Origin of the sequence: Arthrobacter sp. ov407, assembly GCF_900102895.1 — a bacterium.
In the GTDB taxonomy this organism is placed as follows: Bacteria; Actinomycetota; Actinomycetes; order Actinomycetales; family Micrococcaceae; genus Arthrobacter.
This window is the reverse complement of record NZ_FNGD01000015.1, coordinates 16,811-30,899: the sequence shown is the minus strand read 5'-3', so window position 1 is coordinate 30,899 and position 14,089 is coordinate 16,811. Positions and strand designations below refer to the sequence as shown.

General features: G+C 66.4%; 16 protein-coding genes. 11 read left to right on the top strand and 5 right to left on the bottom strand.

What is annotated here, in order from left to right; translation table 11 throughout:
* Positions 1-72 precede the first annotated feature (72 nt).
* The 4 genes from BLS42_RS17300 to purU form a co-directional block, all read right to left on the bottom strand.
* On the bottom strand, positions 73-1,263 hold the full coding sequence (locus tag BLS42_RS17300; protein WP_090583392.1) for an ROK family transcriptional regulator: 1,191 nt from the start codon (positions 1,261-1,263) through the stop codon (positions 73-75).
* Between the two features lie 71 nt (positions 1,264-1,334).
* A complete protein-coding gene (locus BLS42_RS17295; RefSeq protein ID WP_090583390.1) occupies positions 1,335-1,856 on the bottom strand; it encodes a gamma carbonic anhydrase family protein in 522 nt (173 codons plus the stop codon).
* Between the two features lie 68 nt (positions 1,857-1,924).
* Entirely contained in the window at positions 1,925-2,350 is a 426-nt protein-coding gene (locus tag BLS42_RS17290) for a class I SAM-dependent methyltransferase (protein ID WP_090583388.1), read from the bottom strand.
* A gap of 21 nt (positions 2,351-2,371) precedes the next feature.
* Positions 2,372-3,232 carry a formyltetrahydrofolate deformylase gene (gene purU, locus BLS42_RS17285; RefSeq protein WP_090583387.1) on the bottom strand — a complete coding sequence of 287 codons (861 nt, stop codon included), beginning with the start codon at positions 3,230-3,232 and terminating at the stop codon, positions 2,372-2,374.
* A 313-nt stretch (positions 3,233-3,545) separates the two neighbouring features.
* Here purU and glyA point away from each other — a divergent pair, with 313 nt between their 5' ends.
* The 11 genes from glyA (at position 3,546) to BLS42_RS17230 (ending at position 13,354) form a co-directional block, all read left to right on the top strand.
* A complete protein-coding gene (glyA, locus tag BLS42_RS17280; protein ID WP_090583385.1) occupies positions 3,546-4,844 on the top strand; it encodes a serine hydroxymethyltransferase in 1,299 nt (432 codons plus the stop codon).
* A gap of 3 nt (positions 4,845-4,847) precedes the next feature.
* On the top strand, positions 4,848-5,771 hold the full coding sequence (locus BLS42_RS17275) for a bifunctional methylenetetrahydrofolate dehydrogenase/methenyltetrahydrofolate cyclohydrolase (RefSeq protein ID WP_090583384.1): 924 nt from the start codon (positions 4,848-4,850) through the stop codon (positions 5,769-5,771).
* Between the two features lie 234 nt (positions 5,772-6,005).
* Positions 6,006-6,917, top strand: coding sequence for an ABC transporter ATP-binding protein (locus BLS42_RS17270; protein WP_090583498.1), 912 nt, complete (start codon positions 6,006-6,008; stop codon positions 6,915-6,917).
* Positions 6,918-6,945: 28 nt separating this feature from the next.
* Positions 6,946-7,812, top strand: a complete 867-nt coding sequence (locus BLS42_RS17265; RefSeq protein ID WP_090583382.1) for an ABC transporter permease — start codon at positions 6,946-6,948, stop codon at positions 7,810-7,812.
* Entirely contained in the window at positions 7,809-8,657 is an 849-nt protein-coding gene (locus BLS42_RS17260) for an ABC transporter permease (RefSeq protein ID WP_090583380.1), read from the top strand. The genes BLS42_RS17265 and BLS42_RS17260 overlap by 4 nt, the downstream gene beginning before the upstream one ends.
* A 26-nt stretch (positions 8,658-8,683) precedes the next feature.
* Complete coding sequence (locus BLS42_RS17255; protein ID WP_090583378.1) at positions 8,684-9,040, top strand: VOC family protein; 357 nt, start codon at positions 8,684-8,686, stop codon at positions 9,038-9,040.
* A gap of 108 nt (positions 9,041-9,148) precedes the next feature.
* On the top strand, positions 9,149-9,718 hold the full coding sequence (locus tag BLS42_RS17250; protein ID WP_090583376.1) for a hypothetical protein: 570 nt from the start codon (positions 9,149-9,151) through the stop codon (positions 9,716-9,718).
* Positions 9,719-9,728: 10 nt separating this feature from the next.
* Complete coding sequence (locus BLS42_RS17245; protein ID WP_090583495.1) at positions 9,729-10,562, top strand: exodeoxyribonuclease III; 834 nt, start codon at positions 9,729-9,731, stop codon at positions 10,560-10,562.
* Between the two features lie 21 nt (positions 10,563-10,583).
* Complete coding sequence (gene trpS, locus BLS42_RS17240; RefSeq protein WP_090583374.1) at positions 10,584-11,627, top strand: tryptophan--tRNA ligase; 1,044 nt, start codon at positions 10,584-10,586, stop codon at positions 11,625-11,627.
* 4 nt (positions 11,628-11,631) lie between these two features.
* Positions 11,632-12,243 (top strand): 2'-5' RNA ligase family protein, encoded by a 612-nt coding sequence (locus BLS42_RS17235; protein ID WP_090583372.1) that lies wholly within the window; start codon positions 11,632-11,634, stop codon positions 12,241-12,243.
* Positions 12,188-13,354 carry a YihY/virulence factor BrkB family protein gene (locus tag BLS42_RS17230; protein WP_090583370.1) on the top strand — a complete coding sequence of 389 codons (1,167 nt, stop codon included), beginning with the start codon at positions 12,188-12,190 and terminating at the stop codon, positions 13,352-13,354. The genes BLS42_RS17235 and BLS42_RS17230 overlap by 56 nt, the downstream gene beginning before the upstream one ends.
* Here the strand turns inward: BLS42_RS17230 and BLS42_RS17225 are convergent.
* Positions 13,317-14,081, bottom strand: a complete 765-nt coding sequence (locus BLS42_RS17225; protein ID WP_090583368.1) for an alpha/beta hydrolase family protein — start codon at positions 14,079-14,081, stop codon at positions 13,317-13,319. The two genes, BLS42_RS17230 and BLS42_RS17225, sit on opposite strands and share 38 nt — an antisense overlap.
* Positions 14,082-14,089: the final 8 nt, after the last annotated feature.

Genomic DNA, 14,089 nt, shown 5'->3' with positions numbered 1-14,089 from the left:
TCTGATGCAAAAGTAAACTGGATCACGCCCTTGTCGTCAAGTCTTTAACGCAACGGGCGGATAACAAAATGGTTAGTTACGCCGGATTCCGGCGTGCTGGAAGACCAGAGCGGTGGCCCCGAGGGCCTCTGCCCGGTCGCCCAGGGACGACATCGTGAGGGTGGTTGTCTCGCCGATGACCGGCACCGCGTGGCGGATCAGGCCGCGCCGAATCGGGTCCAACAGGAGGTCGCCGAGCCCTGCCAGCGGGCCGCCGACCACGATCACTTCGGGGTTGATCAGGTTCGCCACGTTGCCCAGGGCGCGTCCGACGGCGAGGCCGGCGTCGTCCACCACGCGGAGCGTGGCGGGGTCCCGTTCGAGGGCCTTGCGCACGATGTCCCCGGGTGTGAGCGGCCGGTCCTCGCCGCGGCTCAGGAGCTCGATCATGGTGGTGGTGGAGGCGATGGTTTCCAGGCAGCCGCGGTTCCCGCAGCGGCAGATCAGCCCGTGCTCGTGGATTGTGGCATGGCCGATTTCGCCGGTGATGCCGACGTTGCCGTAGTAGGGAACGCCGTTGAGGATCAGTCCCGCACCGATGCCCGAGCCGATCTTGAGGAACATCAGGTTGCTGATGCCGCTGTGCGGCCCCCACGTGACCTCGGAGAGGGCGCCCAGGTTGGCGTCATTGTCCACGAATACAGGCAGTTCCAGCGCTTCTTCGAGGCGTCTCAGGATATTGATGCCCACCCATTCGGGCAGGATCGCGCCCTGCGCCACGGTGCCGGTGCGGCGGTCGATGGGGCCGGGAATTCCGACGCCGGCACCGACCAGGGCGCTGCGCTCCACGCCGCTGTCCGCGAGCAGCCGGTCCAGCACGCCGACGGCGGCCTGGATGCCCTCCTCGGCGTGGTGGCCCAGGGGCAGCAGGACTGACTCTTCGGCGATCACGTGGTAGCTGAGCGAGGCCAGCACGACGCGCAGGTGGCGCCGGCCGAAGTCGATCCCGACGGCGACGGCTCCGTTGCTGTTGAGCCGGACGTTCAGGGCGCGCCGCCCGGAGCTGGTGATGGGTTCAGTGGAGGCCAGTCCGGCGTCCTGCATGATCTTGACGATGTTGGAGACGGTGGCCGTGGAGAGGCCTGTCTGGCGGGCCAGTTCCGCCTGCGTGGAAGGGCCCGCGAGGAGGCATTCGATGATCCGCTGCTGGTTCAGATGCCGGAGGGCGGACTGCGATCCGGGGTTCTTGGTTCGGCTCCTCGTTGAGCGCGTTGGTGAGGGCATGCTATGAAGCGTGACGCATTCGCGGCTTGTAGTCAAGAAGTTAACGCAACGGTAACGGCCGTGTCGGTTCCTCAGGCGCTGTGAAGTTCGCGGTGCGCGCGTGCCAGTTCCTGGTAGTGGGCGGCGTTGTGCTGGACGCCCGCGAACTCCTCGTCGCTGAGCTCGCGCCGGACTTTGGCCGGAACTCCGGCGACGAGCGAGCGGGGCGGGATGACGGTGCCCTCCAGCACCACGGCACCGGCGGCGATGAGGGATCCGGCGCCGATCACGGCCCCGTTGAGGATGGTGGCGCTCATGCCGATCAGGCAGTCGTCCTCGACGGTGCAGCCGTGGACCACGGCGCTGTGGCCGACGCTGACCCGCGCGCCGACGGTGCAGGGGAAGCCGGGGTCGGCGTGCAGCACCACGTTGTCCTGCAGGTTGCTGCCGGCGCCGACGGTGATGGCGGCGGTGTCGGCGCGGACGCTGACGCCGTAGAAGGCGCTGGAGTTCTCGGCCAGGGTGGCGTTGCCGATCACCGACGCCGTGGGCGCGATGAAGGCGGAGTCATGGACGGCCGGAGTCGTGCCGGCGAATGCGTAGAGGGGAGCCATGCCACCAGCCTAGGACACCAGCCTCCTGCGGGCCGCCCCTTCCCTGAACCCAAGCACGGGGGTCTGGGTCAGGCGGGGGAGCGGAGGACCGTGAAGCCCGCACCGCGGCTGTAACCCTCGCTACGCGGGTCGGGGACAGGGAGTACGACGGCGATCGGCGCGCCGGGTTCCGCCACCCGCCCAAGTTCGCGGACGACGTCGTCCCATTCCTCCGGGGGAAGGCCCGCCAAGGCGTCCACCGCCCACACCGAGGAAAACGCGGCGTCGGCGAACGGCAGCGATACCGGGCCCGCCACGGAGGCCTCCAGCCCGTGCGCCCGGGCGATGTGGATGTTCTCCTCGGACCGGTCGACGCCGGTGAAATGGATGCCGGACTGGACAAAATGCAGCCCGTCGGCGCCGGGGCCGCAATCCAGCCCCAGCACTGCGTGCCGGCCCTCGTTCTTCAGCAGCGCCACGAACGATTCGAGCCGGTCCATCCGGTCGAATTCCATAGCTCTAGTCAAGAACTGGTTTCAGTTAAAGACAACCGTCCGGTTGCCGTCGAGCAGGACACGGTGCTCGGCATGCCACTGCACGGCCTGGGCGAGGGTGCGGCCCTCCACGTCACGGCCCATCTGGACGAACTGTTCCGCGGTGCGCCGGTGGTCCACCCGGATGACTTCCTGCTCGATGATGGGCCCCTCATCCAGGGCGGCCGTGACGTAGTGCGCCGTGGCGCCGATGAGCTTCACGCCGCGGGCATGCGCCTGGTGATAGGGCTTGGCACCCTTGAAGGAGGGCAGGAACGAGTGGTGGATGTTGATGGCCTTGCCCGTGAGCTCGGTGCAAAGCTCGTCAGAGATGATCTGCATATACCGGGCCAGGACGGTGAGCTCGATGTCGTGCTCCTTCATCAGAACCCGGAGGCTGTCCTCGGCCTGGACCTTGGTGTCCGGGGTGACGGGGATGTGGTGGAACGGGATGCCGTAGAACTCCGCCAAACCCTCAAGGTCGCGGTGGTTGGACACGATGGCTGGAATCTCGATCGGCAGGGTGCCGGAACGCTGCAGGAACAATAGGTCGTTCAGGCAGTGGGCCGAGGTACTGGCCATCAGCAGGGTGCGGACCTTCCGGCCGGCCGGGTTGAGGCTCCACTGCATCCCGAAGGCCTGCGCCACTGGCTCCAGCGCCGCCTGCAGCTCCGCCTGGGATGCCGCCGTCGTCGCCTCCACCCGCATGAAGAACGTGCCCGTTCCCTGGCTGCCGTACTGCTGGGAGTCCGTAATATTGCAGCCCGCCACCAGCAGGGCACCGGCGACGGCGTGCACGATGCCGGGCCGGTCAGGGCAGGACAGGGTCAGGATGTAGGAGGCAGTCAGGTTCTGGTCAGTCACGAAGACCAGCCTACCTGCGCTTCAAGGGCAGTTTTGAAAGGGTTTTGGTAGTGTTAACCCGTCGCAACTGGCGTTGGATGGCTAACCATCAGGGAGCGGCACTCACGAAGACCACGGATCGTACGCCTGGGCCGAGGGTCATGTCTTACCGGTCGGCAGCATCATCGCTGCCGTACCGTTGCTGGCGCCCGCGCGGGGTGTCAACCGCCGCTGTCGCGGCCCGCTGTCAAGGGGCCCGTAATCAAAGGGCGGTGCAACGGGCCAGCCGGTAGCCTGACCAATAGCCGTACCCGTTGCCTACCAGGAGTTCCTCGTGACTACTACTACCGCCACCTCAGCCGCCGTGAGCAACCAGCCGCTGGCCGAACTCGATCCGGAAATCGCCGCCGTACTTGCCCAGGAACTCGGCCGCCAGCGCGGCACCCTGGAAATGATCGCTTCGGAGAACTTCGCCCCGCGCGCCGTGATGGAAGCGCAGGGTTCCGTCCTGACCAACAAGTATGCCGAGGGCTACCCGGGACGCCGCTACTACGGAGGCTGTGAGTACGTCGACGTCGCCGAGCAGCTCGCCATCGACCGTGTCAAGGAACTCTTCGGCGCCGAATACGCCAACGTGCAGCCGCACTCCGGCGCGCAGGCCAACGCCGCCGCGCTCGCGGCCATGATCACCCCCGGCGAGAAGATCCTGGGCCTCTCCCTGGCCCACGGCGGACACCTCACCCACGGCATGAAGCTGAACTTCTCCGGCAAGCTCTACAACGTGGCCGCCTACCAGGTCGAGGAAGACAATTTCCGGATCGACATGGACAAGCTGCGCGAGCAGGCCATCGCCGAAAAGCCCCGGGTGATCATCGCCGGCTGGTCCGCCTACCCGCGGCACCTCGATTTCGCCGCCTTCCGCTCGATTGCCGACGAGGTCGGCGCCCTGCTCTGGACCGATATGGCGCACTTCGCCGGGCTCGTCGCCGCCGGACTGCACCCGAGCCCGGTCCCGTACTCCGACGTCGTCACCTCCACGGTGCACAAGACGCTGTCCGGCCCGCGCTCCGGCGTGATCCTGGCCAAGCAGGAATGGGCCAAGAAGCTCAATTCCGCGGTGTTCCCCGGCCAGCAGGGCGGCCCGCTCATGCATGTGATCGCTGCGAAGGCCGTGGCCTTCAAGATCGCCGGCACCGAGGAATTCAAGGAGCGCCAGGAACGCGTGCTCGAAGGTGCCAAGATCATCGCCGAGCGCCTCGGCCAGGCCGACGTCGCGGGCGCAGGCGTCTCGGTCCTGACCGGCGGCACCGACGTGCACCTGGTCCTGGTGGACCTGCGCAACTCCCAGCTGGACGGCCAGCAGGCGGAAGACCTCCTGCACTCGGTGGGCATCACCGTCAACCGCAACGCCGTGCCGTTCGACCCCCGCCCGCCGATGGTCACCTCCGGTTTGCGCATCGGCACCCCGGCCCTGGCTACCCGCGGCTTCGGCGCCGAGGAGTTCACCGAGGTCGCGGACATCATCGCCACGGCGCTGAAGTCCGGCGCTGCCACCGAGATCGATGCCCTGCAAGCCCGCGTGGACAAGCTCGCCGCCGACTTCCCGCTGTACCCGCAGCACGAGCAGTGGTAGGCCATGACTTCCACTAAGACTGCAAGAACAGCACAGATCCTTGACGGGACTGCTACCGCCGCCGCCATCAAGGCCGAGCTGACCGGGCGCGTGGCCGCACTCAAGGCCAAGGGCGTCATCCCCGGACTGGGCACCATCCTGGTGGGCTCCGATCCCGGCAGCACCTGGTACGTCGGCGGCAAGCACAAGGACTGCGCCGAGGTGGGCATCACGTCCATCCGCCGCGACCTGCCGGCAGAGACCAGCCAGGACGAACTCCTGGCCGTGGTCCGCGAGCTCAACGAGAACCCGGAGTGCACCGGCTACATCGTCCAACTGCCCCTGCCCAAGCACATCGACCAGGACGTCATCCTGGAGGCCATGGATCCCGAGAAGGACGCCGACGGCCTGCACCCGATGAACCTGGGCCGCCTCGTGGCCAACGTCAGCGGACCCATGAAGTCCCCGCTGCCGTGCACGCCCAAGGGCTGCGTGGAGCTGCTGACCCGGCACGGAATCGACCTCAACGGCAAACGCGTCCTCGTGGTGGGCCGCGGCGTCACCATCGGCCGCCCGGTGGGACTGCTGCTGACCCGCAAGGACGTCAATGCCACGGTCATCCTGGCCCACACCGGAACGGTGGACCTGCCGGCGGAACTGCGGCAGGCCGACGTCGTGATCGCCGCCGCCGGGCAACCGCACATGATCAAAGCCGCGGACCTCAAACCCGGCGCGATCGTGCTTGACGTCGGCGTCAGCCGGGTCGACGACGGCAACGGCAGGGCCGTCGTCACCGGAGACGTTGAGCCCGCTGCGGCCGACGTCGCCGCGTGGCTCTCGCCGAACCCCGGGGGAGTGGGCCCCATGACCCGCGCCATGTTGCTCGCCAACGTGGTGGAAACCGCGGAACGCCACGCGGCGGAGGAAAGCGACTCCGGACGCGCCTAAGGAGCCGAATAAAGTGTCCCGCGCGGTGGTTGAGCCTAGTATCTGCAGGCCCAACCACCGCGGGATCCCGCACGTTGCACCGCCTGCGGGCATAACGGAACGGATACGTCAGGAGTTTTTACGAAAAGACTCTTTCATAGTTTGCGGGGATCCACTACCGTAGTGCGGGTGTCCGAACTTGCCTCCAAAGAATCACGCGTAACCAACCACTCCGACGCCACTCCGCAGTACGTCATCACCGCCGAGAACCTCACCAAACGCTACGGCGATGTCACCGCCGTCGACAGCATCTCCTTCCGCGTCCCCGCCGGGGAAGCCTTCGGACTGCTGGGCCCCAACGGCGCCGGCAAGTCCACCACGATGAAGATGATCGGCGGGGTCTCGCAGCGCACCTCCGGCAGCCTGCACATCATGGGCCTGGACCCCGAACAGCACGGGCCGGAAGTCCGCGCGCACTTGGGCGTTGTCCCGCAGCAGGACAACCTGGACGAGGAACTGAAAGTCCGGGACAACCTGCTGGTCTACGGCCGCTACTTCGGCCTGCCCATGAGCTACCTCAAACCGAAGGCCGACGAGCTGCTCGAATTCGCCCAGCTCACCGACAAGGCCAAGTCCAAAGTGGACGCCCTGTCCGGCGGCATGAAGCGCCGCCTGACGATCGCCCGCTCGCTCATTAACGAGCCCCGGATACTGCTGCTGGACGAGCCGACGACGGGACTGGACCCGCAGGCGCGGCACATCCTCTGGGACCGGCTGTTCCGGCTCAAGGAACAGGGCGTCACCCTGATCCTCACGACGCACTACATGGACGAGGCCGAGCAGCTGTGCGACCGCCTGATCGTGGTGGACAAGGGCAAGATCATGGCCGAAGGATCCCCGGCCAGCCTGATCCGCGAATACTCCACTCGCGAGGTCCTTGAACTGCGCTTCGGCTCGGAGCGCAATGCGAGCATCGGCGCGGAGCTCGAAGGCATCGGCGAACGCCTTGAGACGCTGCCGGACCGGGTGCTCATCTACGCCCACGACGGCGAGGCCGCCCTGGAGCAGGTCACCGCCCGGGGCCTGCGGCCCGTCACATCGCTGGTCCGCCGCTCCTCGCTGGAAGACGTCTTCCTGCGCCTGACCGGCAGGAGCCTCGTTGACTAGGAAAGCAGAGCTGACTAAGAAAGCAGAGTTGACTAAACCAATTCAGGCGGCGGGTACGACGACGGCGGCGCCGGCCCTGCGCGCGCACTCGCCGGAAGTCTCGGCCGCCCGCGCCCGCCGCTGGGGCGCCTTCTTCTACGCCGAGCAGGTCCTCCGTGTCATGAAGGGCTACGGCTGGACCATCGTCATGTACGGCGTGGGCCAGCCGGTGGCCTACCTGTTCGCGATGGGCGTTGGCCTGGCCACGCTGGTCGAGGCCAACGGCGCCGGCGAGTTCGGCGGGGTCAGCTACCTGACGTTCATCGCGCCGGCCCTGCTGATCTCGTCGGCCGTCATGACGGCCGCCAACGAGTTCACATTTCCCGTGATGGACGGCTTCAAATGGCGGCGCGTCTACTACGGCCCGCACGCCTCGCCGCTGACCCCGGAACAGATCGCCGGCGGCCAGATCATAGCCGTCACCGTCCGCTTCCTGCTGCAGTCGGCCATCTACTTTGCCGTGGTTGCGCTGTTCGGGGCCTCGCCCGGCGCCTGGGGCTGGGTATCGATCCTCATCGCCACGCTCGCCGGCCTGTCCTTCGGCCTGCCGCTCATGGCCTACGCGGCCACCATCAAGGAAGACCGGGGCCAGTTCGCCATGGTCATGCGGTTCATCGTCATGCCGCTGTTCCTGTTCTCCGGCACGTTTTTCCCGCTGGACACGCTCCCGCTCAGCGTCCGCTGGATCGGCTGGATCTCACCGATCTGGCACGGAACGGAACTTGGCCGTGTGGTCGCCTACGGGTACGAGGAAGAACCGTGGCTCACCATCGTCCACGTCTTCTTCCTACTGGGCCTGGCGGCGGCCGGCTGGGTCCTGACCAAACGCCAGTTCGCCAAAAGGATGGCCTCATGAGCGTGCTGACCGGAAGTTTCAACGCAGGGGACCACAGTGTCACGGATGCCGCACGCCGCAGGCGCTTCGGACCCATCTACTCCCGCAATGTCCGCGCCGTCGTCGCCCGCGGGCTCATGGCCACCAAGAGCAGCAACTGGATGGTCATGGTCTCCGGGTTCTTCGAACCCGTCCTGTACCTGATCTCCATGGGCGTGGGCCTGGGCGCAATTGTCGGTTCCGTCCAGGGCCCGGGCGGGCAGGAGATCAGCTATGCCGCGTACATCGCGCCGGCACTGCTGGCGGTGTCCGCCATGAACGGCGCCGTCTATGACTCCACCTGGAATGTCTTCTTCAAGATGAATTTCGCCAAGCTGTACCAGGGCATGCTCTACACCTCGCTGGGGCCGCTGGATGTCGCCATGGGCGAAATCTTCCTGGCCCTGCTGCGCGGGGCTATGTACGCCACAGGCTTCACCGCCGTGATGGGCGTGATGGGCCTCATCACCACGCCATGGGCCATCCTGATGATCCCGGCCTCGGTGCTCATTGCCTTCGGCTTCGCGAGCTTCGGCATGGGGATCACGAGCTTCATGAAGACCTTCCAGCAGATGGACTGGATCAACTTCGTGATGCTGCCGATGTTCCTCTTCAGCGCCACGTTCTACCCGCTCAGCGTCTATCCGCAGTCCATCCAGTGGTTCATCCAGGCCATGCCGCTGTGGCACGGCGTGGAACTGCTGCGCCAGATCAGCGTGGGCGTGTTCACCCCGGCCACCGCCGTGCATGTCGGCTACTACCTGATCATGATTGCCCTCGGCGTCCTGCTCACCACGAGCCGCCTGCGCAAGCTGTTCCTCAAATAGCAGTCCTTCGAAAAAAGGAGACCCCCATGATCGGAAAATGGCAGGCACTCGTGATCGACTGCGAGGATCCGGACACCCTGGCCGCCTTCTACCAGGAGCTGCTGGGCATGATCCGGGTGCAGGAAGACGCGGACTGGATTTCGATCGGCGACGCCGCCGACCGTCCCGCCGTAGCCTTCCAGCGCGTGGACAGCCTGGTCCGGCCTCAGTGGCCGGAGCCCGAGCATCCCCAGCAGATGCACGTGGACGTGAAAGTCGGTGACCTCGACGCCGGAGAGGCGGAAGTCCTCCGGCTGGGCGCCACGCGCCAGACGGGCGGCGGCAAGTCCTTCCGGGTCTACACGGACCCCAGCGGCCACCCGTTCTGCCTTGTTCTCACATAGAGTGCCTGACCTAGGCTGCATGGTTCTGGCCTGAGCCAGGGCTGGGGGCAGCGTTCGCCCGGGGTGGAAGCGCAGCGGGCGGCCGGCCCCGTTTGCGATAATGGGCTCATGCAATCTCTGGGTAGCTCCGCGTCCACGTCCAACGACCCCACGGCCAGGGGCCGGTTCTCTATGTTCCGCATCAGCGGGCCGGGGCTGCTGGTCTTCATCATCGCGTTCGTGGTGGCCGTGATCTTCGCGGCCAACCAGAACGACGTCGTGGGCTGGATCGTGGCGATCATCGCCGGCTTCTGGCTGGCGCTGGCCTCCTTCGTGGTGTTCAGCATCCAGAAGGCCGCCAAGAAGGCCGGGGCCAGGCTGAACGAGGCCCAGAACGCCTTCAACGCCGCGGCCGGGCGGCCCCCTGCGGCGGGCAGCGCTGACCACGGCGGCACCCGCGTGGTCAGCGAAAGCCGCGGATCGGACGGCGTCCGCGACATGAAACTCGACCACTCCTTCAAGATCGTCCAGGTCCAGGTCCGCGTCATCGAGCAGGAGCGCGCCAAGGGCGAGGCGGCGGACCGCGACACGATCAGCCGTGCCCTGGAGACCATCGAAATCACCGCCACCAACGCGCGGGACATGATGAAATCCTCGGGCGGCGACGACGCACCCGTAAGCGGAACCATCATCGACTAGAGTGGATCGGGTGAGCTCGGCATTGAAGAAGGACCACCTTCGCATCGCGTCAGTCAACGTCAACGGCCTACGTGCCGCCTACAAGAACGGCATGGCGGAGTGGCTTGAGCCGCGCGAGGTGGACATCCTGTGCCTCCAGGAGGTCCGCGCTCCCGACGCGATCGTCCAGCAACTGCTCGGCGAGGGCTGGTACATCCTCCACGCCGAAGCCGAGGCCAAGGGCCGGGCCGGCGTTGCCATCGCCTCCCGCGAAGAGCCCCTCGCCACCCGGGTGGGCATCGGCGATGACTTCTTTGCCACAGCCGGACGCTGGGTCGAGGCGGACTACATCGTGCGGGATGCGGAAGGGCAGGCCTCCCAGCTGACCGTCGTGAGCGCCTACGTGCACTCGGGCGAGGTCGGCACGCCCAAGCAGGACGACAAGTTCCGCTTCCTCGACGTCATGAGCACCAGGCTGCCCGAACTCGCCAAACACAGTGACCACGCGCTGGTGGTGGGCGACCTCAACGTCGGCCACACGGAGCTGGACATCAGGAACTGGAAGGGCAACGTCAAACGTGCCGGCTTCCTGCCGGAGGAGAGGGCTTATTTTGACCGCTTCTTCGGCGAAGAAATCGGTTGGAAGGATGTTCACAGGGGCCTGGCGGGTAGCGTCGACGGCCCCTACACTTGGTGGTCGCAACGGGGCCAGGCCTTCGACAACGACACCGGCTGGCGCATCGATTACCACATGGCCACGCCCGCTCTCGCTGCTGCCGCAGTGTCAGCCGTTGTTGACCGGGCAGCGTCCTGGGACACACGCTTCTCCGACCATGCCCCGCTGGTAGTGGACTACCAGCTCTAAAGTCCGAAGGTTTTTATCAACATGACTAGCTCAACCGTTGCTACCGCCAAGAAGCGCATTCTCTCCGGCGCCAAGCCCACCGCGGATTCCCTGCACCTGGGCAACTACATCGGTGCCGTGCGCAACTGGGTGGACATGCAGTCCGAATACGACGCAGTGTTCTTCATCCCGGACCTCCACGCCATTACCGTCGACTTTGAGCCGTCCGAGTTGGCCAACCGGACCCGTGTCGTAGCGGCTCAGTACATCGCGGCCGGGATCGATCCCGACAAGTCCATCTTCTTCGTGCAGTCTCATGTTCCCGAACACGCACAGCTGGCCTGGGCCCTGAACTGCATCACGGGATTCGGCGAGGCATCCCGCATGACGCAATTCAAGGACAAGTCCCAGAAGTCCGGCGCGGAGGCCGCGACGCTGGGCCTCTTCGCGTATCCGACGCTCATGGCCGCCGACATCCTGCTGTACCAGACCGACCTGGTGCCAGTGGGCGAGGACCAGCGCCAGCACCTGGAGCTGACGCGCAACCTGGCGCAGCGCTTCAACACGCGCTACGGGGAGACCTTCACGGTGCCCGAGGCGACCATCCTCAAAGCCAGCGCCAAAATTTACGACCTCCAGAATCCTGCGGTCAAGATGTCCAAGACGGGCGAGTCGCCCAACGGCTCCATCCAGTTGCTCGAAGACCCCAAGCTCGCGGCCAAGCGCATCAAATCCGCCGTGACCGATGCCGGAACGGAGATCCGCTTCGACTCTGAAGCCAAGCCCGGCGTCTCCAACCTGCTGACCATCTATTCGACGCTGACCGGCAAGCCCGTGGCAGAGCTGGAAGCCGAGTACCAGGGCAAAATGTACGGGCACCTGAAGACGGATCTGGCCGAGGTGATGGTCGAATTCCTCACGCCGCTGCGGAACCGCACCAACGAGCTGATGGCCGATCCGGCAGAGCTGGACCGGCTCCTGGCCCAAGGGGCGGAGCGTGCCCGCGAGATTGCCTCAGTCACGCTTGCCCGGGTCTACGAGCGGATGGGCTTCTTGCCGTCCCTCAGCTTGGCCGGAGTCCGCTAGGTCAATGTCCTCCGTCAGCAAAGTCACCGCGAAAGCCGCCACGTCGAACGGACAGCGCAGCGAAGGCATCAGCGTCGGTGTGATCCTGAGGTTCCCGGCGGACATCGCCGAGGAGCTCCAGCGCTGGCGGGCATCGTTCGGGGATCCCATGGCCGCCGTCGTCCCGGCCCACATCACGCTGGTCACCACCACCATGACGCAGGACTGGGACGCGACCCAACGCCATGTACGGGACGTCGCACGCAGGCAGGAGCCTTTCACGGTAACCATCGCCGGGACCGGGTCTTTCCGGCCCGTGTCCCCGGTGGTCTTCCTGAACGTCGAGGACGGCTTCGGACACTGCGTAAACCTGCACCGCCAGCTGCAGTCCGGCCCGCTGGAGCGGGAACTGCCGTTCGGCTACCATCCGCACGTCACCGTGGCCCACGATGTCGCCCCGGAAAGCCTCGACGAAGCCGAAACGGTCCTCAAGGACTACAGGGCCACGTTCCCTGTGGCTAGCATGGGACTCTACGAGCACGACGACAACGGCATCTGGCAGCTACGGGAAGAGCTTGACTTTGGGACCAAACCTGACCACGACAGAGGCCCGGACGGCACCGCAGACGCCCGATGAGCCGCCGCTTCCCACCGATCTGGCCGGGCTGAAACTGGAAGTCATCCGCAAGAGGGTCGAGTGGGGCAGGGTCCGACGCTCCGGCGGCGGGACGGTTGCGTCGCTGACGGCGATGATGCTGTGGTTCCTGGCTCGGTTCAACATGCTGCTGCCCGTGCGCGCATACTCGCACTACCTCCGCCAGCGCGGCCCGCTGTTGAGTGCGGGCATCGGGTTCCGGATGTTTTTCTCCATCACAGGCCTGTTGGCCACCGGCTTGTCCCTGGCCGGCCTGGTCCTCAGCGACCGTCCGGCCCTGCTGGACCAGGTCATCAATAGTGTGGCCGCCGCCGCGCCGGGCCTGCTGCAGGTCGACGGCAGCGAGGGGCTGGTTGATCCCTATGAACTGCTGAACCCCATCAGCCTCGGCTGGGCTGCCGGGATCGCCGCCCTGGTGACGGTGTTCACGTCCCTGGGCTGGATCAGCGGCATCCGCGACGGCACGCGGAGCATGATGCAGCTCGGGCCGCTAGTGATGAATCCGATCCTGCAGATCCTCAAGGACGTCGGCACGCTGCTATTGATGGGGGTGGCCCTGGTGGTCAGCTCCGCAGCCTCGCTGATCTTCGGCACGGCCGCCGGATGGGTGACCGAGCAGCTGGGCCTCGATCCGATAGTGGCCGGGCCGCTGACGACCTCCGTCACTATCCTCGTGCCGCTGCTGCTCGGCTGGGGCACCGCCATGATCATGTACCGGGTGGCTGCGGGGCTGAAGCCGGCCCGGCGCTCTCTGCTGGAGGGGACCATCCTCGCCGCGGTGGGCACCACGATTCTGCAGATCTTCAGCACCCAGCTGCTGGCCAGCGCGGGCAAAAACCCCATTCTGGCGCCCTTCGCCATTATCATCGGCCTGCTGATCTGGTTCAACCTGGTCAGCCAGGTTTACGTGATCTGCGCCGCGTGGGTGGCGATCCGGGAGGAAGACCTCGGGACCGGGCCCGCCACCGCGACCACCGGTTGGGGCGCCCGGCGCGTCCAGCCAGGCAAAACGCCGGTGGAGCCCCGGGGCCGCCGGAGGTCGCTGTCCGCCGCGTTCAGGCGTCGAGGTACTGGTCGGCCCACGCCGAAATAATCTTCGCGGCACGGGCCGCCTGGCCCTTGCCCGTCAGGAGGTGGTCGCTGCCCTCCAACGAGACGAAGCTGCGGGGGTGGCGTGCGGTCTGGAAGATGGTGCTGGCGTTTTCGATCCCCACCGTGTTGTCGGTGGGGGAGTGCAGCACCATGAGCGGCTTGTGCAGGCCCTTAATGCAGTCCGTGAGGTCCGCGTGTTCGAGGTCCTCGACGAAGTGCCGCCGGATTTCCACCCGTTTGCCGCCGAGATCCACCTCCGCGCTCCCCTCGCTGAGGATCCGGTCAAGGGCCGCATCGAACACGTGGGCCACATGCTTGGGGGAGAAGGGTGCCCCCACCGTGGCCACGGCGTCGAGCTCCGGGATCTCCCGCGCGGCCGCCAGGACGGCGGCCCCACCGAAGGAGTGGCCCACGAGCAGCGAGACCGGCCGGCCGGACTCACGCATGAATTCGGCGGCCTTCACGGTGTCGGCCACCTTGTGGCTGAAGGACCCCTCGGACCACATTCCGGCGGACTCGCCCAGGCCCAGGTTATCGAAGCGGAGCATGCCCACCCCGTTGTCCGCCAGGGCCTTGCACATGCGCGACGCCGAAGGGCTGTCCTTCCCCAGCGTGAAGCCATGGGAGAACACCCCCCAGCCCTTTACGGGACCCTCGGGGAGGTCGACGATGCCGGAGAGCAGTTCGCCGGTGGAGCCTTGGAACGATACTTTTTCGGAGCGGGACACGGTGTCCC

Bases quoted from the DNA above. Each gene is read 5' to 3' on its own strand.
- BLS42_RS17300 (WP_090583392.1), bottom strand. From the start codon at position 1,263: ATGCCCTCACCAACGCGCTCAACGAGGAGCCGAACCAAGAACCCCGGA.
- BLS42_RS17295 (WP_090583390.1), bottom strand. From the start codon at position 1,856: ATGGCTCCCCTCTACGCATTCGCCGGCACGACTCCGGCCGTCCATGAC.
- BLS42_RS17290 (WP_090583388.1), bottom strand. From the start codon at position 2,350: ATGGAATTCGACCGGATGGACCGGCTCGAATCGTTCGTGGCGCTGCTG.
- BLS42_RS17275 (WP_090583384.1), top strand. From the start codon at position 4,848: ATGACTTCCACTAAGACTGCAAGAACAGCACAGATCCTTGACGGGACT.
- BLS42_RS17260 (WP_090583380.1), top strand. From the start codon at position 7,809: ATGAGCGTGCTGACCGGAAGTTTCAACGCAGGGGACCACAGTGTCACG.
- BLS42_RS17255 (WP_090583378.1), top strand. From the start codon at position 8,684: ATGATCGGAAAATGGCAGGCACTCGTGATCGACTGCGAGGATCCGGAC.
- BLS42_RS17250 (WP_090583376.1), top strand. From the start codon at position 9,149: ATGCAATCTCTGGGTAGCTCCGCGTCCACGTCCAACGACCCCACGGCC.
- trpS (WP_090583374.1), top strand. From the start codon at position 10,584: ATGACTAGCTCAACCGTTGCTACCGCCAAGAAGCGCATTCTCTCCGGC.
- BLS42_RS17235 (WP_090583372.1), top strand. From the start codon at position 11,632: ATGTCCTCCGTCAGCAAAGTCACCGCGAAAGCCGCCACGTCGAACGGA.